Genomic DNA, 21,254 nt, shown 5'->3' on the forward strand with positions numbered 1-21,254 from the left:
AAATTGAAAGTCTTGTCGGTCGCATCCGAAGCGGTTCCCCTAATCAAGACCGGCGGGCTGGCCGATGTCGCCGGGGCATTGCCCGGCGCCCTGGCACCCAACGGCGTTGAAGTGACCACGCTGCTGCCCGGCTATCCTTCGGTGCTGAAGGCGATCGGGCGGGCGAAAGCGGTTCACGCATGGGAATCGCTTCTGGGCGTTCCGGCGCGGCTGCTTTCGGCCAAGATCGACGGATATCCGCTGCTGGTACTGGACGCGCCTCTGCTCTTCACGCGCGACGGAGCGCCTTACACCGACGGCGCCGGTCGCGACTGGGGCGACAACTGGCGGCGCTTTTCCGCCTTCGGCCGGGCCGCTGCCGATATTGCCGGCGGTGCTGTGCTCAGCCGTGGCAAACCGCAGCGCTTCGACGTCCTGCACGCGCACGACTGGCAAGCGGCGATGGCCTGCGCTTATCTGCGCTTCGCTCCGCTTGGCGGGGAGGAAGGCCGCGTCCCCTCGGTGGTCACGGTCCACAACATGGCGTTCCAGGGCTGGTTCGGTGCCGAGATCTTCCCCAGCACCGGCCTGCCCACCGCAGCCTGGACGATGGACGGCGTGGAATATCACGGTGGCCTTGGCATGCTGAAGGCCGGGCTCGCCTGCGCCGATGCGGTCACCACCGTCAGCCCGACTTACGCGCGCGAAATCCGCTCGTCGAACTTCGGCATGGGCTTGGAGGGGTTGGTGATCGCGCGCGGCAATGCGGTTTCCGGCATCCTCAACGGCATCGACACCGAACTGTGGAACCCGGCGAGTGATCCGGCGCTGTCCGCCCGCTACACCGCGCGCACGCTGGACAAGCGCAAGGCCAACAAGCGCGCGCTGGAGATCGAGTTCGGGCTGGACGAGGATGACGGCCCGCTGTTCATCGCCGTCAGCCGCCTCACCTGGCAGAAGGGCATGGACGTGCTGCCCGAAGTGCTGGACCACTTGGCAGGCATCGGCGGACGGCTGGCGCTGCTCGGCGCCGGGGACCGTGCGATCGAACGGCAACTGCGCGAAGGCGCGGCGCGCCATCCCGGCCGCATCGGCCTGCGGTTCGGTTATGACGAGGACCTGTCGCACCGCATGCAGGGCGGCGGCGATGCGATCCTGATCCCCTCCCGCTTCGAACCTTGCGGGCTGACCCAGCTCTATGGCCTCGCCTATGGCTGCATTCCCGTGGTGGCGCGCACCGGCGGGCTGGCGGACACCGTGATCGACGCCAATCCCGCCGCGCTGGCGGCCGGCGTCGCCACCGGAGTCCAGTTCGATGGCGTCCATTACGACGCGATGGCCGCCGCGCTCACCCGCACGCTGGAGCTTTGGCAGGAGCCGGAAACCTGGGCCGCGATCCAGCGCAACGCGATGAAGGCGGACTTCTCCTGGAAAGCCAGCGGCGCGGCTTACGCAAGGCTCTATCACAAGATCGCGGCATGAGCCGATTGGGCGTCGAACTGGCAGCCGGGGTGACGCGCTTTGCGGTGCGTGCCCCGGCCGCCGACATGGTCTGGCTCTGCTGCTTCGACGACGCGGGAGAGACGCGCCACGCGATGACCCGGCAGGGACCTAACTGGACATTGGAACTACCCGGCGCGCTGACCGGCCTGCATTACGGCTACCGTGCGGCCGGTGAGTGGGCGCCCTCGCGCGGGCTGTGGTTCGATCCCGCCAAGCTGCTGGTCGATCCGCGCGCGCTCGAACTCGACCGTCGCTTCGTGCAGGACCCGCGCCTCGCCCAGTTCGGCGCGGACACCGCCGACATCGTGCCGCGCGCCGTGGTGCCCGCGCCGTTGGAGCCGGTATTGCCGCAGCCGGCTCATTTCGCGCCGGGCGGGCTGGTCTACGAAGTCAACGTCCGCGCCTTTACCAAGCTGCATCCCGATGTGCCGGAGGACATGCGCGGCACCGTAGCCGCCCTCGCGCATCCGGCGGTCTTGGCGCATCTGAAGAAGCTGCACGTTTCCGCCGTCGAACTGATGCCGATCGTGGCGTGGATCGATGAGCGTCACTTGACGCCGCTCGGCCTCGTCAACGCCTGGGGGTACAACCCGGTGGCGATGATGGCGCTCGATCCCGGCCTCTGCTCGGGCGGCGTGGCCGAACTGCGCGCCACGGTGGCGGCGCTCCATGCCGAGGGGATCGGCGTGCTGCTGGACGTGGTGTTCAACCATACCGGGGAGAGCGACACGCAAGGCGGCGTGGTTTCGCTGCGCGGGCTGGACAATGCGGCCTATTCCCACGCACCGGATGGCACGCTGATCAACGATACCGGCTGCGGCAATACGCTGAACTTCGCCAATCCGGCAGTGCGCGATCTGGTGCTGGACGCGATGCGCCATTTCGTGACGGCATGCGGCGTGGACGGCTTCCGCTTCGATCTTGCGCCGGTGCTGGCGCGCGGCCCCGGCTTCGATCCCGCCGCGCCGATCTTCGCGGCGATCGCCGCCGATCCGGTGCTCTCCACCCGCGTGATGATTGCAGAGCCGTGGGACGTCGGCCCTGGCGGCTACCAACTGGGCAACTTCCCCAGCAACTGGCTGGAATGGAACGACCGCTTTCGCGACGACGTACGCCGCTTCTGGCGGGGTGACGAAGGCATCGGCACGCTGGCGACGCGGCTGGCGGGATCGTCCGACGTGTTCGGCCCAGTTCAACCCGGTGCCGCCTGCCGCTCGGTCAATTTCCTGGCCGCGCATGACGGTTTCACGCTGGCGGACACGGTATCCTACGAAAACCGCCACAACTGGGCCAACGGAGAAAACAACCGAGACGGCCACGGCGAGAACTACAGCTGGAACCACGGGGCGGAAGGCACGACGGACGATCCGCAGATACGCGCCGCGCGCAAGGCCGACCTGAAGGCGATGCTAGGCACGCTGTTCGCCTCCACCGGCACAGTGATGCTGACGGCGGGGGACGAATTCGGCCGCACCCAGCACGGCAACAACAACGCCTATTGTCAGGACAATGCCATCGGCTGGGTGGACTGGGAAAGCCGTGATCGCGAACTGGAGGACCATGTGGCGGCACTGGCGGGGGAACGCGCACGGCACCTCCACTGGTTCCGTCGTTTTCCGGAACCGATCCGCTGGCTGCGGCCCGACGGGCAGGACATTTCGGTGGCCGACTGGGAGAATGCGCAAAGCGCCGGCTTCGTCTACGAAACCGCCGCCGCCACTTTCCGCGTGACGGTCGATCGCAATCGCCGCGATGTCCGGGTTTCGGTGCCGGAGCGGCTACTCTAGCCCGAAAAGGCCTTCAGGCTGAACAGGCGCAGGCGCACGCCGATGGCCAGACATGCCAGCGCCAGCGCGGTTGCGCCCAGCAGCCCCGCTGCCAGACCGGGCAGGGGTGGCAGCGACAGCAGGGGCAGCAGCCAGCGCCGGGCGGCATAGAGGGTCAGGCCATAGGCAAGCGAGAGCAGGCAGGCCCCGATGAAGTTCCGAACCGCCGGCCCCGTGTCGATGCCGCCGCGATTCTTCATCAGGTAGAACGCCCAGGCTGTGGCGCAGAGCACGACTGTCGCCTGCGTCCAGGCCAGCGCGGCCAGACCGAATGGCGTCGCCACGACCACCGCCGTCGTCGCCACGACGGCGGTCGCCAGATTGAACAGCATGACCCAGCCTGTTCGGTCCAGCGCGGAGAAGGCGGGTTCGACCAGCATCTGGCCGGTCCCGGCGAGGCCGCGCAGCGCCATGGCATATGTAACGCCCAGCGCGGCCGCGTAGGCCGGGTTGAAGAACAGCGGGATAACGTCCCCGATGAACACGATCAGCACGGCCGCCACGATGCCGGCCAATAGCGCGATCGTGCCGGAAAACCGCGCGAGCGTGCGGGCCAGATCGTTTTGCTTGCGCGCGTCTTCCCCGAATTGGGTGATGGCGAAGTTGCTCATCGTCAGGGTCAGCATCTCGCTGGCGCCGGTGGCGAGGCGATTGCCGAAACGATAGAGGCCCACCGCCGATGGCGAATGGAGCACGCCTAGCAGCAGGTCCGCGGCGTAGAGGGCCAGAAAGTCCAGCATGCGCGATCCGTAGAGTGCGCTGGAAAAGGTCGTCGCCCGGCGCGCGATTGCCTGGGAAAAGCGCCAGCTGGGCCAGTCTCTGGCGAACGTGGCATAGAGCAGCGTGCCGCTGATCACGCGCAGATAGCGGAAGGCGACCAGCGCATAGAGCGAGTGCCAGAACCACAGCAGCAGGGCCCCACCCACCAGCGCGACCAGATTCTGCGCGAACATGATCTGGAAATTGAGCATCACCGCCTTGCGGCGCAGCAGCGCGGCGGACGACCATGCGCCGATGCTGGCAAGCGGCTGGATCAGCAGCAGCAGCAGCAGTACCGGGCCCAGATCCGGCGAATGGAACAGCCATCCCAGCGGATAGGCGGCAAGCGCCAGCAGCCCGGAGGCCAGGCTGACCAGTGCGAAAATCAGCCAGAAACAGGTGGACAGCACCAGCGCGTCATCCTCGCGCGCGGTGAGGACGAACTGGTAGAACCCGGTGTAGGTCAAAGTCTGGATCAGGATTATGAAGACGATGCCCAGCCCATAGACGCCGTATTCGGGGGGCGGCAGGAACCGCGCCGCCAGCAGCGTCATCACCAGTGTGGAAACCTGTTGCAGCGACCGGGCGGTGAAGGCGAAGATGGCCTTTGCGCTGCTGCGGATCACCATCGATCGTCCGACCCGGCTCAATACTGCTTCGGTCATGGTGATGAAGGGCTCCGCAGGTGATCGACGTCGATGGAGGCGGGCCGGGGAGCGGCCCATCCATGGGAAAACCATTAGGTCGATGCCGCATGGGCGTCGTCCGGCGATAGATCACTTTTCGTGGCAAATGGGCGCGGCGCATGGCGGCGGGCCGTCTCGCTTTCGGCAGCGATCGGCGTGTGGACCGGCAAGCGGCGGCTTGTGCCGCGGCAGATGTGCCGCAGCGAAATTAGGTCCATTTCGAAGGCGATCACGCCGGCCGCCGCTTGCCGAGCGGACCGTGCTTCCCCCACAATGCTTCTGCCCGCAGGGGAAGCGCGCGATGCCACGTGGCGGCGCGCAAGGGGGATTCGATATGGTGGCAGTGCAATTGCGCGAATCGACCAAGCGCGCGGCCGGCTGGGCGATCAGCCGCGCGGTGCCGCGCTATCGCTTTACCAATTGCCTGTTCATCCTGGCGCACATGCGCTGCGGATCCACCGCGCTGGCCAACATCCTCTGTTCCCGGCCGGATGTAAGCGGATATGGCGAATCCCACGTCCGCCATGATGGCCGGGATGCACTGGGCCGGCTGGCGCTCAACCAGATGCGGCGCGGCGGCTGGAAACCCGGCGCCGGGTTCCTGTTCGACAAAGTGCTGCATGACCGTCACGACGACGCGGTGCCTGCCGACTTCTTCGATTCCCGCGCGATCTTCGTGATCCGCCGGCCGGAGGAGGCGATCCGTTCGATCGTGTCGCTGTTCCAACGCCTGGATCGCGACGAATACACCACTCTCGACGAGGGGGCGGACTACTACGCGATGCGTCTGGCGAGGCTGGAGCAGTTGTGGGCGCGCTATCCGCAGCATCGGCGCGTCGGCATCACGCACGACGTTCTGATGGGCGATCCCGAAGGGGCGCTGCGCCGGATTTCCGATCGGCTGAACATCGCACCGGTGCTGGAGAATCGCTACGTCAGCTTGGCGGCTTCCCGTCGTGGCGGGGGCGGCGATCCGTTTGCCAGCGGTCTTCACGGGCGGATCGAACCCGGCCTTGCCCGCGCGCCGGAATACATGGCGCCGCTGGACCTCTCGCCACGCCGGCAGGCCATCGTAGCCGAGCGTTATGAGCGATTGCGAGCCGCATTCCTGCTCGGTTGAAAGCGCTCTGGCCGCAATTCCCAGGCGATATTGCGGTGCAGCATTGCATGACATTCGAAGTCGGGATGGTTGTGGCCTGTAATGGCCGTTGATGACGATGCATGCCGTTTTTCATCGGCCCGTGGCAAATGCTTGAAAGATTTACTTTGCGGGCATCGTAACAAGTACTGATCCCTAATGTCTGTAATTCATTCCAGTTCGGTCAATGTTTCGCGGAAATAATCCGGATTGGAAGGGGTTCGTGTTGCGACAGCGAAAGGTTGGTTGATAGGTTTGGTAAATCAGGGGGCAATTCTTTTTATTGTGTGAGGGGGGAAATGGCCGGTTCCATGCTTCGGATACTTCGTCATGGTTCCGCCATGCCTCCACCAGCCTGTTTGCAGGACGGTGCCCGCTTGCGCGAAGCCGATCTCGACAGAATGCGCGACGGGGAATTGCGCAGCTTTTACTTTGAGGATGACGATGTCGTCGATGACACTCGGGAGGCTGGCCCCAGGGGAGGGCGCGCCGCCCGGAGGTATCCAACGGCATGGGATTCGGAAGACTTGCGTCCGTCAAGACCGGTGCCCGCGCTGCCCGAATGGATGCTGCCGGAAACCGATCGATCCGAACCGGACGAGAGTGGCGCTGTCCAGGCTGAGATTTCGCAGGCTGAGATTTCCCGATCGGAATCCGCCCAGCCGGCAACCGCCCAGGAAGCCCATACCGCCGCACCTACGCCAGGCATCGCATTGGCCCGGCGGACGAGTGCGGCCGAAGCGCTTTGCTGGCGTGGTTTCGATATCGCTGCTTCGATGGCAATACTTGTCTTTCTGCTGCCAGTACTGCTGATGCTTGCCGTTCTGCTCTATTGTGGCGATCCAGGGCCGATCTTCTACCGGCACAGGCGCATCGGTTATCGCGGGCGCTACTTCGATTGCCTCAAGTTCCGTTCGATGAAGACCGATGGCGACGCGCTGTTGCGCGAACATCTGCGCGCCAATCCCGCCGCCCGAAGCGAATGGGACGCGACGCGCAAGCTGCGCGACGATCCGCGTGTCACCAAAGTGGGGGCCATCGTCCGCAGGCTCAGCCTCGATGAATTTCCGCAATTGGTGAACGTGCTGCGGGGGGACATGAGCCTTGTCGGCCCGCGGCCGATCGTCGAGGAAGAGGTGTGGCGCTATGGCCGGCATTTCGAGCACTATTGCCTGGTCCGTCCCGGCCTGACCGGTCTCTGGCAGACCAGCGGCCGCAGCGACACGTCCTATCAGCGCCGGGTGGAGCTGGATGTGTCCTACGTGGTCCGCAAGGGCGTGGTTCTGGATTTCTGGCTGCTTTGCAAGACCGTTCCCGTGGTCCTGCTGGCGCGCGGTTCCTACTGAAAAAAAAAACCGCTAGCGCGCGGCGGAGAGCACCGCCTCTTCGAAACGTCCGACAGGGGCAGAAGCGGACGAAATGGGCAGCTTTTCGCCGCAATGCGCGGCGATCTTGGTGCAAGCGAGGGACTGAGGGGCCATGAACGCTTTTCCGGAACGGATCGAACCCATGGCGCAAGCCACGGGGCAACCAAGCGTGGCCGTGGTGGTGGCCAGCCTTGGCCGACCCGAACTCATCACCCAATGCATCGCCGAAATGGCGCGGCAGACCCGCCGGCCGGATGTGCTGCTGTTTTCGGTGGTGCATGCGGGGGACCTGCCCGATGATTTTGCCGAAAGCGAAGGCGTGCACGTGGTCATGGGCCCCAAGGGCCTCTGCGCCCAGCGCAATCGCGCGCTGGACTGGCTGGCGGGGCGGTACGACGTCGTCATGTTCTACGACGACGATTTCGTGCCGGCGCGCAACAGCGTGGAGAAGATCGCGGAATTCTTCGCGGCCCATCCCGATGTTGCCGGGGCCACCGGTAACGTTTTGCGCGATGGCATATGCACCTCCGGCATTTCGCATTCGGAAGCGCGGGATATTCTGGCCGAACACGAAAGCCGGGATTTCCACCCCAACTGCATCGTCTGTTCGCTGGACGGGCTCTATGGCTGCAACATGGCCTATCGCACCTCGGCCATCGCCGGGCAGCGTTTCGACGAAAGGCTGAAGCTCTATGGCTGGCAGGAGGATGTCGACTTTGCCGCCTCGCTGCGTGGGCAGGGGCGGATCGTCAAGACGTTCGCGTTTTCCGGCGTACACATGGGGATCAAGTCGGGACGGATCTCCGGCGTGCGATTTGGCTATTCACAGATCATCAATCCGCCCTATCTTGCCCGCAAGGGTACGATGTCGGTCGGAACCGCCGCTCGGCTGATGACCCGCAACCTGCTGGCGAACCATGCCAAAGTGTTCTGGCCCGAACCTTGGGTGGATCGCGTGGGGCGGGTCAAAGGCAACTGGATCGGCATTGCCGATCTGATGCGGGGGCGGCTGACGCCCGAAAGGGTGGAGGGTCTCTGACATACCGCACGCTTCGCAGCCGTAACCCCGCATCCGGCAGTCGCCTGCGCGGTTGTGCGAACTATCTGGAAGTCGTGGTGGTGGGGGCCGGGTTGCTGGTCCTTGCCGCAGGGCGCCTGGGCGGGGCTTTCCCGCTGCTGGACATGGCCAATCTGGCGGCCTTGCCGGCGGCGCTTCTGGTCGTACTGGGATCGCTGTCGCTGATGGTGCGCCGAAGGACCACCTCAGCGCGTGTCATCGGCGCATGCGGTCTGGTGCTGGGACTGCTGGCCACATTGCCGGCAGGCGCGGTGCCTTCCCGGTGCGCGCCGTCCGCGCCGCGACTGCGCGTTGCCTGGATCAACGCGCACGGGCCGGTCGCTCCCGAACCGATTGCAAGCTGGGTAGCCCAAGAACACCCGCAGATCCTGGGCTTTGCGGAACTTGAGAAGAGTTCCAAGGACATGCGGGCGATGATGGCGGAGCGCTTCGCCCATCATCGCAGTTGCCTTCCCAATGGCCGTTGCTCGACAATGCTTTTCACGCATATCGCGCCTTCGGAGGCGGAATCGCTGGCCCATGGCGATCCGGAAAATCGCCGCGCCTTGTCCGCCGTTCGCATGGGGTTTGCGGATGGGGGAGCGCTTGGATCGTTTTCGGTCATCGCCCTGCATCTCTCCCACCCGCTGCCGTTGGGGCGCCAACAGGAAGAACTGCTGGAAGCGCAGGCGGCGCTGGCTGATCCCGCGAATGCCATCGTGATGGGGGACTTCAATCTTTCGCCCCGCATGTGGACCTTGCGCGATTTCGCCGCGCGAAACGGCCTGACCGTCACCCGCGCCAGCCGCCCGACCTGGCCGGCAAGCTGGAACGGCATGACGAATCCGGGGCTCTGGCAGATCGATCACTTGCTGGTCGGGCGGAACTGGCAGGTGGAAAGCCTGCGCGTTTCGCCCGATCTGGGTTCGGACCATCGCGGATATGTGGCGGACTTGTGCCGTCCGGATACCGGCCCGGTTCCTGCTGGCCAATCGTAGCCCCGTTTACTGTAGCGTAGTGGCAGGCTGCAGGGGACTGGCCGGCGGTTCGGGTTTCGCCACGGGCGCGCCGCTTGCGGAAAGCTTTGGCGCGGTCACCTTGCGCAAGCATTCGGCGGGATTGGCGCGGGGGAACAGCTTGCAGTCCCAGGCCATCATTTCGCGGTGGCTGGACTGATCGCGGACGTAGAGAAACGCCATGGTCCGCCGGGCGCTGGTCGGGATCGGATAGCTTCGCGGGACTTCGGCGCCGTCCACCCAACCCGTCACTTCACAGAAACTGCGGGATCGGCAAAGGTCCAGCGCCAGCAGGCCGAATGCGCCGGGCATGGCGCGTGGCAGCAGGAAGCCGAAGGCGTCTCCGGACGGTTTCAGCAGCTTCAGGTGGGCACCGTGAAGGTCGACACCGGCAAGGTCCGGTGAGGTGAGATCGGTGCTGGCGGCGGCAATGGCGTCGGGCTGGGTCAGCGCCACGGCCGGGATCACTGCGCCGGCGGCCCCCGGCACGCCGTCTGCGGAGGCGGCTGCATCGGGCGACATGCTGGCGGCAATCGGCGCCAGCGGCGCGATCATCGGCTCTCCCGGATCGATGCGCTGGTGAAACGCGGCCGGGCTTCCCCAACCGCCACGCCAGCGGAAGAACAAGTGCGGCCCCACGCGCGCGATTTTGTCCAGCGAACCGCTCCACGGCGGGGCCACCCAGTCCGTATGGTAATGCGTGGCATGGCCGACCGGCGCGAACACGGCGCCGTCCAGCGCTTTCGCCGCAATCGCGCGCGACTTGTCGAACAGCCAGGGGATTGGCCGCCGCGCCATGGCACCATCGCAAGTGAATGTGAACTGGCAGCCGGTCTGTCGCTCGGCACCCTGAAACACCACTCCGCAGGCGCTTGCCGGGAAGGCCGGATGGCGCATCCGGTTCAGCACGACCTGAACCACGGCGCGCTGCCCGTCCAGATCGCCCCCCGCCTCGTAATAGGCGGCGCTGGCGATGCAGTCGATCGCGCGCAGGCGGTCTTCCGGCGATCCGGCGAAGCGGAAGGGCGCGGCGGGCCTTTCGGGCGTGGAGGCAAAGGGGATGGAGGCGTTTATCCGCTGCGCCGCCTCCCGCGCGGCATCGTCCGGCATGCCGCCTGGTGCCGGTGCAGGCAGAACGGGTAGGACGGGCAGGGGAAGGGCGAAGGCGCTCAGGCTTACGGACATGCCGGCGAACAGGCGGGAAACCGGCGCGGCGGTGCCACTGCCCCCCGCAACGGCCCCACCCAGTGCCGAGGATCCGGTCAGCAATACGAGCAGGAGCGGGGCCATCAGCCCCCCCGCCCGGAGCTGAGGACTTGCCGTAAGCTCCGCCATCGGCGCGCGTATAGCGCGGCTTGGGCGCCGCCCGATAGACCTCTGCCGGTCGAGCCGTGGCGAAAGCGCGCCTGCCTGCGCCATCGGCCTATTTGCCCGCTTCCGGGGCGAGTGGATCGGGAACGGTCGCGGGCCAGCGATAGGTGGCCGCGTTTTCCCGGTCCACGTTCGCGGGCTTGACGCCCTGATTCAGCAGCAGCCGGTCGATCGGCCCGATCAGCGGGCGCAGCGGAAGCCCCGCCAGCGCCGCCAGCGGCGGATGGTAGGCATCGGGGTCATAGGCGATTTGGGGTTCGAACATGGCGATATCCAGCAGCCCGGCGTCGCGCAGTACGGCGACTTTGCGGATATAGGCGTCCGCCTCCGTCTGGGCGGCGCTGGTGCGGGCGGTCAGCAAGTCGTTGGTGACGTCCAGCACATCGCGCAAAGTGCGGATGCCGGCGGTTTCCTGCTGCTTCACGCCGTCCACCGCGCTTTGCGCCGCGCGCACCGCCGCATCGTAGCGCGGCTGGGACTGGTCCGCCGAAAGCAGCAGGTTCCAATCGTCCGCAATGGATTCGCGCACATCGCGCCGGGCCTGTTCGATCAGTTGCTGGTCCGCCTCGTTCCGGGCAATCGCCTCTCGCACCGAGGATGTGATGCGTCCGCTGGTGTAGAGCGGCATCGACAGGCTGACCCCGGCGATCAGCGCCTTGGTATAGCGATCGTTCTCATAGTCGCTGAGGGGCGTGCGGCGGGCGGAGGCAAAGGCATCGATCGAAGGGCCCCGTTCCGCACGGGCGGCGGCCAGCGTGGCGCGGGATCGCAGTTCGGTGAACTTGGACGCCAGCAGGGCGGGGCTGTTGCTTTCCGCCTCCACATAAAGCGTTTCCAGCGTGGGCGGGGCCACCAGCGTGGGCAGCGGCTCCAGCGTTTCGGGATAATTGCCCACGACATTGCGGTAACGCGCGGCGCTGGCCTCCACGCCGGCGCGCGCGGCGATCACGCGACCGGCGGCCAGTTGCATGCGGTTTTCGGTCTGCGCGACATCGGGCTCGGTAGCGTCGCGCAGGCGCAGGCGGGCGCTGGTGGTGTCGCGCTGCTGCAGCAGCAGGCGATAGATGTCGCAGGCAACGCCATAGAGTTCGATGTCGCGCCGCAGCGAGACGTAGGCATCCACCACGTCCAGGATCAATTTCTGGCTTTGCGCGCGCAATTCCTCCCGCGCGACCAACTGTTCGGCGGTGGCGGCATCGACCCCGGCGCCGAGTCGCCCGGACGTGAACAGCGGCTGCGAGAGGGAGATTTCGGCGTCCGTGGCGAAGCCGTGCTCCGAAACGGATATTCCCGGAATGGAAGTGCGCGATGTCGTGTAGGTATGGCTGGCGGTGATGCCAATCGTCGGGCCGTAGGCGGCCTTGGCCTGCACCACCGCTTCATCCGCGGCCTTCGACAGCGATCGGGTTGCCTGCAGCGCGGGATTGCGCGTGTAGGCCTTGGCAATGGCCTCCCCCAAAGTATCGGCATGTACAGGCGCGGAGTGAGTTCCGATCGCAAGCATGTATAGAATGGCGACGGACTTTTGCTTGGTTTTTCGTTTCGGAGACCGCGATTGCATCGATATTCCCTCCGTTATCGATGAAATTCTTGAACTTCGTGCAGGACAATATTTGGTTACTGAATTAATAGTATTTGGTGATTATACCAATTGCCGGTGCGATGCAGGGTGTGATTGCTCGATTAGGGAGGAATTCATGTCCGTTTCGGAAAGAATTCACGTCGCGCGGGCCAGAATTCGCGCAGCGTGGCGGGGTGTGAACCGGGATGCTGTATCGCGCCGGGCTATCGGCCAGACGGCCTTTTCGGCGATCGAGGCGGGAGAAGCGCGATGATCCTGGCCATCCGTCTCTCACCGGAAATGCGGTTTGCGGTGGCGCCGATGCGGGGCGTGCTGGCGCCGGTGCTGGCGATCAGCAGCGTCTACAACGTGCTGCTGTTGTCCGGGTCGTTCTTCATGCTGCTGGTCTATGACGATGTCCTGCCCAGCCGCAGCGTGCCCTCCCTGATCAGCCTGCTGGTGCTGGTGGCGCTGGCCTATGGGTTCCAGGCGCTGCTGGATGTCGTGCGCGGGCGCATCATGGTCCATGTCGGATCGCTGTTCATGCGCCGCCTGAGCGACCGGGTGCTGGACGTCGTCTCGCAATACGAACTGAGCCGGGGCGCGCTGCCCAACGGCACGCAGATCGTGCGCGATGTCGATACCGTGCGTTCCTACCTGTCGGGGGCCGGGCCGCTGGCCATCGTCGACCTGCCGTGGATCGTCATCTACCTGCTGGTGCTTTCGCTGTTTCACTGGAGCCTGGGTCTGATCGCGCTGGCGGGCGTGGGGGTGCTGGTCACGCTGATGGTGGTGAACAACCGCCTGACGGAGCCGCTGGCGCTGGCCACCGTGCGCACCGGCGCGCAGCGGGCGACGCTGGCAGAGGCCACCTTGCGAAACGCGGAAACGCTGAAAGCGCTTGGCATGGCCAGCGCGCGCCATGCCGAATGGCACGCGGCAGAGGCGGAATATCTGGCCGCGAACGACCGGTTTTCCTACATTTCCAGCACCATGTCGGGGCTGACCAAGGCCTTCCGCATGCTGCTACAGTCCGCCACGCTGGCACTGGGCGCCTTTCTGGTCATCAACGGCAGCGCCACCGGCGGCGTGATCATCGCAAGTTCGATCCTCTCTGCGCGCGCGCTTGCGCCGGTGGAGCAGATCATCGCCAACTGGAAGGCGATGATCGGCAGCCGGCAGGCGCTGTCCCGCATGCGCGAACTGCTGGAATCGGTGCCGGAGCGGATAGAGCCGATGGGGCTGGCATTGCCCACCACCAACCTGACCGTGCAGGGGGTTGCCGCCGCGCCGCCGGGGCTGCGCGCGGTTACCTTGCTGGACGCGTCCTTCCAACTGGTAGCCGGGCAAGCGCTGGCCGTGGTCGGCCGCAGCGGATCGGGCAAGACCACGCTGGCACGCGTGATATGCGGCGTGTGGCCGGTGGTGCGCGGCTCTGTGCGGCTGGATGGGGCCACGCTGGATCAGTGGTCCAGCGACCAGCTTGCCTCGATCATCGGCTACATGCCTCAGTCGATCGAGCTGTTCAGGGGAACGATCGCGCAGAACATCGCGCGCTTTCGCGCTGATGCCAATCGCGAGGCCGTGCTGGCGGCGGCGCGGGCGGCGGATTGCCACGATCTGATCGTCCGGCTGGAAAACGGGTACGATCACCTGATCGGTCCCGGTGGAGGCGGGCTTTCCGCCGGGCAGCAACAGCGTATCGCATTGGCGCGGGCGCTTTACGGCAATCCGTTCCTGGTCGTGCTGGATGAGCCCAACAGCAATCTGGACTATGAGGGCGAAATGGCGCTGGGCGCCGCCATTCGGGGCGTGCGCGAGCGCGGCGGCATGGTGGTGGTGGTCGCCCACCGGCCCAGTGTGATCGCCCATGTCAGCCACATATTGGCGATGAACGGCGGCAAGATCGAACGGTTCGAAGGTGTCGCCGAGTTTACCCGGCGCATGCGCCGCAACGCGGAGATCGAGCGTGCGTCCACGCCAGAGGCGGCGGATTCGCTGGATGGGCCGGTGCCGGTCGACGGGGCGAACTCTGCGCCTGCATCCGGAACTTCGACGGAAACCACGCCCGCGGTCGCGCCCGCCGGCGAACCCGCCACTCCTGCGGAGATACAGTCATGAACGCACCGATCGCTCAAATGGCGCCGCAGATGCAGTTGCCGGCGCTGGCACCGCCCGCGCCCGGTTTTGACGGGCGCGCGGAACAGGGGTTGAACCGTCTGGTCCGTTTCGGCGTGGGCGCAGTGGCGGTGATGGTCTTCGGCGTGGGCGGGCTGCTGGCCTTCCTGCCGATGGCCGGCGCCGTGATCGCACCGGGCGAAGTCTCGGTGAAGACGCATGTGAAGGAGATTTCGCATCCGTTCGGCGGCGTGGCTTCGCAGATTCTGGTGAAGGATGGGGACCGTGTGCGGCAGGGGCAAGTACTGATCCGGCTGGACAGCACCGTCTCTTCCGCCGCGGCGAAGTATACCGGGTTGGGGCTGGACCAATTGCTGGCGCGCGCGGCGCGGCTGCGTGCGATCCAGTCCGGCGCCGGGGAAGTGGCGTTCCCGCAGGAACTGCTGGCGCGGAGCAGCGACCCGCAGGTGAGCGCGACCATCGCGGATGAGCGGCGCAGCTTCCAGCTCAGCCGGCAGGCCATCGTCGACCAACAGCGGCAACTGCAGGCGCGCGTGGCCCAGGCGAACGCGCAACTGGCCACGTTCGCCAGCCAGGCCGATGCCTATTCCCGGCAGGAACGGCTGGTCGATCAGGAACTGGCGCAGACCCGCCAGCTTTACGAAAACCGCCTGACCACGCTGGATCGCCTCAACGCGCTGGAACGCTCGGCCGTGGGCGTGGATGCCGATCTGGCCTCTGCGCGTTCCAGCCAGACCGAGGCGCGGGCCCATATCGGCGAATTCCAGGTGCAGATGGCATCCTTGCAAAGCGCCGCGCGCAGTCAGGCCGCGCTGGAACTGGCGCAAGTGGAAACGATGATCGCCGACTTGCGCAAGCAGGATGCGGCGGCCAGCGACCAGAACGATCGCACCGCCATCCGGGCCCCGCAGGACGGGATCGTGGACAAGCTGGTAGTGCGCACGGTCGGCAGCGTGGTGCCGGCGGGGGATACGCTGATGGAGATCGTTCCCACGCACGATCGCCTTGTCGTGCGCGCCACCATCCACCTGACGGACATCGATCAGGTGGCGGTGGGGCAGTCTGCACACTTGCGGTTTACCGCGCTCAGCGCGCGTACGACTCCCGAACTGACAGGCGCCGTGGTGCAGGTGGCGCCGGACCGTACGCTGGATCGGGTAACCAATACGGCCTACTACGCAGCCATTGTCTCCGTTCCGGACGAAGAATTTCGGAAGCTTGGAAAGACGCAGCTTTCCGTGGGTATGCCGGTCGAAGTCTTTATTCAGACCCAGCAAAGAACGATCCTGCAATACATCGTTCGCCCTCTTTCGGATCAATTGAAACGCGCACTGCGTGAATAGCGCGGTTACCTTTCCAGCAGGGAATCCCGAAAGCGGCACGTCGTCGGAGTTCTGACGAAGACGGCGTGTCGTAAGGGATGGTCCGAACCGGCGCAGGCCAGGCTGACAGGGTGTCGCATGGCAGGGTGCCGGGACTTTCGGATTGCCTGCACCGGCGCGGGGGATGCGCCCGGAATGCATGCGTTTTCAGGGTGGCGCTCTCGCTGGGCGAGTGGCGATCGGGGGATTTATCGATGAAGCGGGGGCTCGTCAGACTGGCCATGGCATCGGGTGCGGCACTGGTGCCGGGCGCGGCGCTTGCCCAGAACGGGGCAACCAGCGCGGCGATCGTGATCGACCCGTCGCTGACGCGCGACGATGTGGCCGGCACGCGCACCGAACCGGACCTGAAGCAGCGCCCCATCGCGATCGGGCCGCTGTTCGGCCTGCCCAGTCTTTCGGTCAGCGGCGGGTTCGAGAGTAATGTCTTTCACCGCCCGAGTGCCCGTTCGGACTTCGTGGCCACCATCTCCCCCGGGTTCGATCTGCGCTACGACGAGGGCCGGGACAGCGCGGAGCTGCAAGGGCAGGCCACCGTGCGGCGCTTTGCGCGCTTCATCAGCGAAAACAGCGAAGAATTCGCCGTCGATTTCCGGAACCGCCTGGAACTGGACAGGGCCAGCGCCTTTACCGCGCGCGCCGGTTATGCCCGCCTGATCGAGCCGCGTAGCAGCGCCGGTTCGGTGCCCGACGCCGCCGAACCTGTCAGCTTTGGCCGGTTCGGGGCGCAGGCGGGGCTGCGTGCCGGGCTGGGTCGGCTGAGCCTGGAGCCGGAGGCGGCGTTCGAACGGCTGGCCTATTCTCCGGTCAAGCTGGAGAGCGGCGGCGTGGCCGATCAATCGTTCCGCGATACCCGCACCATCCACGGCGCGATGACGATCGCTTACGATTTCAGCGGGTTCTCCCTGTTCGTACAGGGCACCGGGGATCACGTGGAATCGGTTTCGGCCCCGGCCGACAAGCTGCGTGATGCGAATGCCCTGTCGCTGGCCGCCGGCGTTCGCGGAACCATAACCTCTCTGCTGTCGGGCGAACTGGCCGTTGGTTACCAATCGCGCGACTACAAGTCGCCGCTGTTCGGGGACTATCGGGGCGCGACGTTCCATGCCGATGTGCAGTGGTTCGTCACCCCGCTGGTGACCTTGCGCGCGCAGGCGGACCGGGAGTTTCGCAACAGCGGCAATCCGCGCGTGGCCGGCGTGCTGGCCAGCATGGGCACGCTGTCCGCCTATTACGACCTGCTGCGCCAGCTGCGGCTTTCGTTTGAGGGAAGCTTCGAAGTCGATCGCTATCGCGGCGCCGGCACGCGGGCCACGCGCAAGTTCCTGCGCGGGCAGGCCCAGTATCGCCTCAGCCGCAGGATCTCGCTGGGAACGTCGCTGTCGTGGTTGCGGCAGGACGTTCGCGGGGATTCGCTCGTTCCGGAATTTTCCACTCTGCGCGCTGCCGTCGGCCTGACGGTGACGCCCTGATTTACCGCCTGTTCCGCGCTTATTCGAAGGAGCCCTGAGTTTGAACCTTCCAGCCCTTTACGAGCCGCGCGGCGTGGTTCCGCAGAGAGTGGCCGAAAGCGGGTCGGGATATCGGCCTGAAGAGGATCACATCACGGTCGGCTACCTGCTGGCCCTGCTGCGGCGCCGGTCCGCCGTGCTGTTCCTGACGCTGGCGGTGGTCATGGGACTGGCGCTGGTCTGGACCACGGCGCTGCCCCGGATCTACGAATCCAGTGCCGATGTGGTGCTGATCACCCGGCCCACCGACGTCGTCCCGCAGGACTCGGCCGCCAGCGATCCGGCGCGCCCGCGTTCCGAAGAGGTGGAAACCCAGATCCAGGTCATCCAGTCGCGCGAGATGACGGGGCAGGTGCTGGACGATACCGGGTTGATGAAGGACCCGGTGTTCCGCGCGGACATCATCTCGCCGCGCTCCGCGATCGACAATGTGCTGTCCTCGATCGGAATCGAACGGGCACGCACGGCGGACGATACGTCGCTGGATCCTGCGGCGCTGCGATTGAAGGCCATCGTCTATCTGACCCAGCGTCTGAGCGTTGCACGGCTGGGCAACTCGTTCACGTTGCGGATCATGATCGCCGATCTGGATGCGTCACGATCGGCACTTTTGGCCAATACGTACGCCCGCCTGTTCACCACCGACGACTTGCGGGCGCGCGCACGCAACAACACCACTGCGGCGAAAGTGCTGAACGCGCGGGTGGACGAATTGAGCCGGCAGGCGGACGCTGCCAATCGCGATGTGCAGGCATATCGCGTCAGCAACGGGCTGCTCAGTTCGTCCGCCACCAGCCTGACCGAGCAGGAAATCTCCACCTACAACCAGCAGGTCGCCGTGGCGCGGGCGGAAGCGGCGGAAGATGCGGCGGCGCTTGCATCGGCGCGCGCGCAGCTGCGCAGGGGCGGCGCTGACGGCGTGGGCGAGGCGACGGGATCGCAAGTCGTCGCCTCGCTGCGGGCGCAGCGCGTGCAGCTTGTGCTGAAAGAGCGCGACCTGTCGGAACGCTATTTCGATGGCCATCCCGATCTGGTGACCGTTCGCCAGCAGATCGCCGATGTCGATCGCCAGATCGCCGCCGAAGTCCAGCGGTCGCTGCGCGCGCTGGAAGCCAAGGCCAATGCCAGTTCGGACCGCCTGTCATCGCTGCTGGCCAGTCGTGCGGACACGCGTGACCGGTTGAGCCGCGACAATACGGCGCTGGTGAAACTGGCCGACCTCGATAACCGGGCGCAGGCGGTTCAGTCGCTTTACAAATCCTATCTGGAACACCGGAACCAGGTGGTTGCCGGAAGCGGGGCGGAACAGCCGACCGCCCGGCTGATTTCCGCCGCCGCCGTTCCCATTCTGCCTTCCTCGCCCAATCTGCTGCTCAATCTTGCGCTGGGGCTGGTGGTGGGAATCCTGCTGGGCGCGCTGGTGGCGATCCTGGCCGAACTCTCCTATCGCGGCGTCACCACGCTGGATGATCTGGAACAGCGGATCGGTGTGCGCGGGCTGGGTTTCGTGCCCGATTGCGGCTCGGTAGAACCGCGTGGGGACAATCCGCTCGATTCCATTGTCGAACATCCCGAAGGTCCGTTCGCGGAAGCCTTGCGAAACGTGATCGTCTCCATCCGCCATGCGGGCATCGGGTCGGGCACCGTCATCGCCATTACGTCCGCCGTGCCGGGGGAGGGTAAGTCCACCGTGGCGGCCTGCATGGGGCGGGCGCTGGCGATGGCGCATGACCGGGTGGTGGTGGTCGATTGCGACGTGATCCGCGCTCAGCTCAGCAAGATCTTCGGGCTGGAAGGCACCGAGCCGGGCATGCGCGAGGCCGTGCTGGCGGAAGACGGACGGGTCACCTGGTACGAGGATGCCGATTCCAGCCTGCGCGTGGTGCCGATCACTACGCCCTTCGCGCGCGGTGAACGGCTGACCGAACGTGGGCGGCTGAAGCAGGTGATCGACCACCTGCGCGAGGAATTCGACGTGGTGATCCTCGATTGTCCGCCGGTCCTGCCGATCGCCGAATCGCGCGAGATCGTCTCGCTGGCGGATTGCGCCATCCTGGTCGTGCACTGGCGCCGTACGGCAGATCGCGTGGTCCGCGCGGCATTGCGGCAGCTGCCGTTGCGCCGCCTCAAGAGCTACGGCGCGGTGCTGAACGGGGTGGACATGCGCAAACAGGCGCGGTTCGGGGGCAGCGACGCCGCCAGCTTCTATCGCCATTACATGGCGTACTACCAGTGAATGCGATGCTGCATGGCCGGGCGCCGCGCGTGGCGCTGGTCCACTACTGGCTGGTGGCGATGCGCGGGGGTGAGCGGGTGATCGAACGCCTGCTGGACATGTTTCCAGAGGCGGACCTGTTCACCCATGTCTACGATCCCGACGCGGTGTCGGAGAAGATCCGCCGCGCCCATGTGCGGGAGACGTTCATCGGCCGGCTGCCCGGCGCGCGCCGGCACTACCAGAAGTATCTGCCGCTGATGCCGCTGGCGTTGGAGGAGTTGGACCTGCGCGGCTACGATCTGGTGATCAGCAGCGAATCCGGGCCGGCCAAAGGGGTGATCACCGGGCCGGACGCCTTCCACCTCTGTTACTGCCATTCGCCCATGCGGTACTTGTGGGACCATTATCAGGACTACAAGTCGTCCGCCGGGCGGCTGAGCCGGATGATGATGCCCACGATGTTCCATGGGCTGCGCCAGTGGGATGTCAGTTCGGCCAGCCGTGTCGATGCCATCGTCGCCAACAGCAACTTCATCGCGCGGCGCATTCGCAAGGTCTGGGGGCGGGAGGCGCAAGTGGTCCACCCGCCGGTTGCGGTGGACGAATTCGCGCCGGTGGATGCGGTATCGGATCGTTACCTCTGGGTCAGCCAGATGACCCCCTACAAGCGGGCCGACGTGGCGTTGGAGGCGTTCAACCGCCTGGGCGTGCCGGCGCTGATGGTGGGCGATGGCGAGATGTATCGCCACATCCGCGCCCATGCCGGGCCCAACGTGGAAGTGCGTCGCCGGCTGACATTTGCCGAATTGAAGCAGGCCTATGCCACCTGCCGCGCGCTGGTCTTCACGCCGGAAGAGGATTTCGGGATCGTGCCGGTGGAGGCCAATGCCAGCGGCCGCCCGGTGATCGCTTATGGCCGCGGCGGGGTGACCGATTCCATCATCGACGGCGAAACCGGCCTGTTCTTCCGCGAACAGACCGTTGCCGCGCTGATGGACGCCATCGAACGCTTCGAAGGGTGGCTGCCGCAGTTCCGGCCGGAGGCGGCGGTTCGCAATGCCGCCCGCTTCGCGCCCGACAATTTCGCCCGGGGGATCCTGGGCGCCCTCGACCACCATGCCCGCCTGCCGCTCGTCGCGGCGTGATGGGGCTATGAAGGAGTTTGTGTCATGACCTTGCGCACTGTGACGCTTGCCGGATCCGCCCTGCTTTTGGGCTTTGCATCGCTGACCGGCTGCACCACCGCCTCGACCTCTCTGCCCAGCGCCAACATCGTCGAATATCGTCTGGCGCCGGGGGACAAGATCAAGCTGGACGTGTTCCGCGAAGCGTCGCTGAGCGGCGAATATACCGTCAACGACAAGGGCATGATCGGTCTGCCGGTAGTGGGGGAGGTTGAGGCCGGCGGCAGGACGCTTGGCCAGTTGCGCGATGATCTGACCACCACACTGGGCCGTGAATATGTGCGCAATGCCCGCGTCGCGGTGGAGATTGCCAGCTTCCGGCCGATCTACATTCTGGGAGAGGTGCAGAAGCCCGGCGAGTACGACTATGCTGCCCATATGTCGGTCCACGCGCTGGTCGCCAAGGCGGGCGGCTTTACCTATCGCGCCAATGAGAGCGTGGTCTTCATCCGCCACGCCAGTGACGCGATGGAGCGGCCCTATCGGCTGACCAGCGGGGCTTCGGTGCTGCCGGGCGATACCGTGCGCATTGGCCAGCGATATTTCTGACGCGGGAA

16 protein-coding genes are annotated in these 21,254 nt (G+C 65.9%); 12 read left to right on the top strand and 4 right to left on the bottom strand.

Translation table 11 applies throughout. From position 1 onward, the window contains the following. Positions 1 to 3: 3 nt before the first annotated feature. The gene (gene glgA / locus WBP07_RS01705; protein ID WP_395393844.1) at positions 4 to 1,461 is read left to right on the top strand and encodes a glycogen synthase GlgA; all 1,458 of its coding nucleotides are present in this window, start codon (positions 4 to 6) and stop codon (positions 1,459 to 1,461) included. Continuing rightward, positions 1,458 to 3,269 (top strand): glycogen debranching protein GlgX, encoded by a 1,812-nt coding sequence (gene glgX / locus WBP07_RS01710; RefSeq protein WP_395393846.1) that lies wholly within the window; start codon positions 1,458 to 1,460, stop codon positions 3,267 to 3,269. Before glgA ends, glgX begins: the two co-directional genes overlap by 4 nt. Here glgX and WBP07_RS01715 read toward each other — a convergent pair. Together WBP07_RS01715 and WBP07_RS01720 are read right to left on the bottom strand one after the other, a co-directional pair. Beyond that, complete coding sequence (locus tag WBP07_RS01715; protein ID WP_395393848.1) at positions 3,266 to 4,732, bottom strand: oligosaccharide flippase family protein; 1,467 nt, start codon at positions 4,730 to 4,732, stop codon at positions 3,266 to 3,268. The two genes, glgX and WBP07_RS01715, sit on opposite strands and share 4 nt — an antisense overlap. Positions 4,733 to 4,806: 74 nt before the next feature. Beyond that, on the bottom strand, positions 4,807 to 4,986 hold the full coding sequence (locus WBP07_RS01720) for a hypothetical protein (RefSeq protein WP_395393849.1): 180 nt from the start codon (positions 4,984 to 4,986) through the stop codon (positions 4,807 to 4,809). A 101-nt stretch (positions 4,987 to 5,087) separates the two neighbouring features. On the opposite strand from WBP07_RS01720, the gene WBP07_RS01725 reads away from it, so the two are divergent. From WBP07_RS01725 to WBP07_RS01740, 4 genes are all read left to right on the top strand, one after another. Next, entirely contained in the window at positions 5,088 to 5,873 is a 786-nt protein-coding gene (locus WBP07_RS01725) for a sulfotransferase family protein (RefSeq protein WP_395393851.1), read from the top strand. Between the two features lie 563 nt (positions 5,874 to 6,436). After that, positions 6,437 to 7,237, top strand: a complete 801-nt coding sequence (locus tag WBP07_RS01730; RefSeq protein WP_395393853.1) for a sugar transferase — start codon at positions 6,437 to 6,439, stop codon at positions 7,235 to 7,237. Between the two features lie 133 nt (positions 7,238 to 7,370). Then, complete coding sequence (locus WBP07_RS01735) at positions 7,371 to 8,297, top strand: glycosyltransferase family 2 protein (RefSeq protein WP_395393854.1); 927 nt, start codon at positions 7,371 to 7,373, stop codon at positions 8,295 to 8,297. 77 nt (positions 8,298 to 8,374) lie between these two features. Then, positions 8,375 to 9,313, top strand: a complete 939-nt coding sequence (locus tag WBP07_RS01740; RefSeq protein WP_395393855.1) for an endonuclease/exonuclease/phosphatase family protein — start codon at positions 8,375 to 8,377, stop codon at positions 9,311 to 9,313. A gap of 6 nt (positions 9,314 to 9,319) precedes the next feature. Here WBP07_RS01740 and WBP07_RS01745 read toward each other — a convergent pair whose 3' ends face one another. Both WBP07_RS01745 and WBP07_RS01750 read right to left on the bottom strand, forming a co-directional pair. Continuing rightward, positions 9,320 to 10,621: a cell wall hydrolase gene (locus WBP07_RS01745; protein WP_395393856.1), complete on the bottom strand. Its 1,302-nt coding sequence runs from the start codon at positions 10,619 to 10,621 to the stop codon at positions 9,320 to 9,322. A 133-nt stretch (positions 10,622 to 10,754) separates the two neighbouring features. Next, complete coding sequence (locus tag WBP07_RS01750) at positions 10,755 to 12,206, bottom strand: TolC family outer membrane protein (RefSeq protein WP_395393858.1); 1,452 nt, start codon at positions 12,204 to 12,206, stop codon at positions 10,755 to 10,757. A gap of 327 nt (positions 12,207 to 12,533) precedes the next feature. On the opposite strand from WBP07_RS01750, the gene WBP07_RS01755 reads away from it, so the two are divergent. The 6 genes from WBP07_RS01755 (at position 12,534) to WBP07_RS01780 (ending at position 21,246) form a co-directional block, all read left to right on the top strand. Then, positions 12,534 to 14,384 (top strand): type I secretion system permease/ATPase, encoded by a 1,851-nt coding sequence (locus WBP07_RS01755; protein ID WP_395393859.1) that lies wholly within the window; start codon positions 12,534 to 12,536, stop codon positions 14,382 to 14,384. Further along, positions 14,381 to 15,745: an HlyD family type I secretion periplasmic adaptor subunit gene (locus tag WBP07_RS01760; protein WP_395393861.1), complete on the top strand. Its 1,365-nt coding sequence runs from the start codon at positions 14,381 to 14,383 to the stop codon at positions 15,743 to 15,745. The genes WBP07_RS01755 and WBP07_RS01760 overlap by 4 nt, the downstream gene beginning before the upstream one ends. 233 nt (positions 15,746 to 15,978) lie before the next feature. Then, positions 15,979 to 17,256, top strand: coding sequence for an outer membrane beta-barrel protein (locus WBP07_RS01765; RefSeq protein WP_395393862.1), 1,278 nt, complete (start codon positions 15,979 to 15,981; stop codon positions 17,254 to 17,256). Between the two features lie 40 nt (positions 17,257 to 17,296). Then, a complete protein-coding gene (locus WBP07_RS01770; RefSeq protein WP_395393864.1) occupies positions 17,297 to 19,531 on the top strand; it encodes a GumC family protein in 2,235 nt (744 codons plus the stop codon). Between the two features lie 5 nt (positions 19,532 to 19,536). After that, positions 19,537 to 20,658 carry a glycosyltransferase gene (locus WBP07_RS01775; RefSeq protein WP_395395697.1) on the top strand — a complete coding sequence of 374 codons (1,122 nt, stop codon included), beginning with the start codon at positions 19,537 to 19,539 and terminating at the stop codon, positions 20,656 to 20,658. A gap of 24 nt (positions 20,659 to 20,682) precedes the next feature. Then, the gene (locus WBP07_RS01780; protein WP_395393865.1) at positions 20,683 to 21,246 is read left to right on the top strand and encodes a polysaccharide biosynthesis/export family protein; all 564 of its coding nucleotides are present in this window, start codon (positions 20,683 to 20,685) and stop codon (positions 21,244 to 21,246) included. Positions 21,247 to 21,254 lie beyond the last annotated feature (8 nt).

The organism is Novosphingobium oxfordense, assembly GCF_044029435.1.
Taxonomy (GTDB): Bacteria; Pseudomonadota; Alphaproteobacteria; order Sphingomonadales; family Sphingomonadaceae; genus Novosphingobium.

Excerpts from the sequence above, each read along its gene's own strand:
- WBP07_RS01725 (WP_395393851.1), top strand. The coding sequence starts at position 5,088 with ATGGTGGCAGTGCAATTGCGCGAATCGACCAAGCGCGCGGCCGGCTGG.
- WBP07_RS01715 (WP_395393848.1), bottom strand. The coding sequence starts at position 4,732 with ATGACCGAAGCAGTATTGAGCCGGGTCGGACGATCGATGGTGATCCGC.
- WBP07_RS01760 (WP_395393861.1), top strand. The coding sequence starts at position 14,381 with ATGAACGCACCGATCGCTCAAATGGCGCCGCAGATGCAGTTGCCGGCG.
- WBP07_RS01755 (WP_395393859.1), top strand. The coding sequence starts at position 12,534 with ATGATCCTGGCCATCCGTCTCTCACCGGAAATGCGGTTTGCGGTGGCG.
- WBP07_RS01750 (WP_395393858.1), bottom strand. The coding sequence starts at position 12,206 with ATGCTTGCGATCGGAACTCACTCCGCGCCTGTACATGCCGATACTTTG.
- WBP07_RS01765 (WP_395393862.1), top strand. The coding sequence starts at position 15,979 with ATGAAGCGGGGGCTCGTCAGACTGGCCATGGCATCGGGTGCGGCACTG.
- WBP07_RS01735 (WP_395393854.1), top strand. The coding sequence starts at position 7,371 with ATGAACGCTTTTCCGGAACGGATCGAACCCATGGCGCAAGCCACGGGG.
- WBP07_RS01775 (WP_395395697.1), top strand. The coding sequence starts at position 19,537 with ATGCTGCATGGCCGGGCGCCGCGCGTGGCGCTGGTCCACTACTGGCTG.
- glgX (WP_395393846.1), top strand. The coding sequence starts at position 1,458 with ATGAGCCGATTGGGCGTCGAACTGGCAGCCGGGGTGACGCGCTTTGCG.
- WBP07_RS01745 (WP_395393856.1), bottom strand. The coding sequence starts at position 10,621 with ATGGCCCCGCTCCTGCTCGTATTGCTGACCGGATCCTCGGCACTGGGT.
- WBP07_RS01780 (WP_395393865.1), top strand. The coding sequence starts at position 20,683 with ATGACCTTGCGCACTGTGACGCTTGCCGGATCCGCCCTGCTTTTGGGC.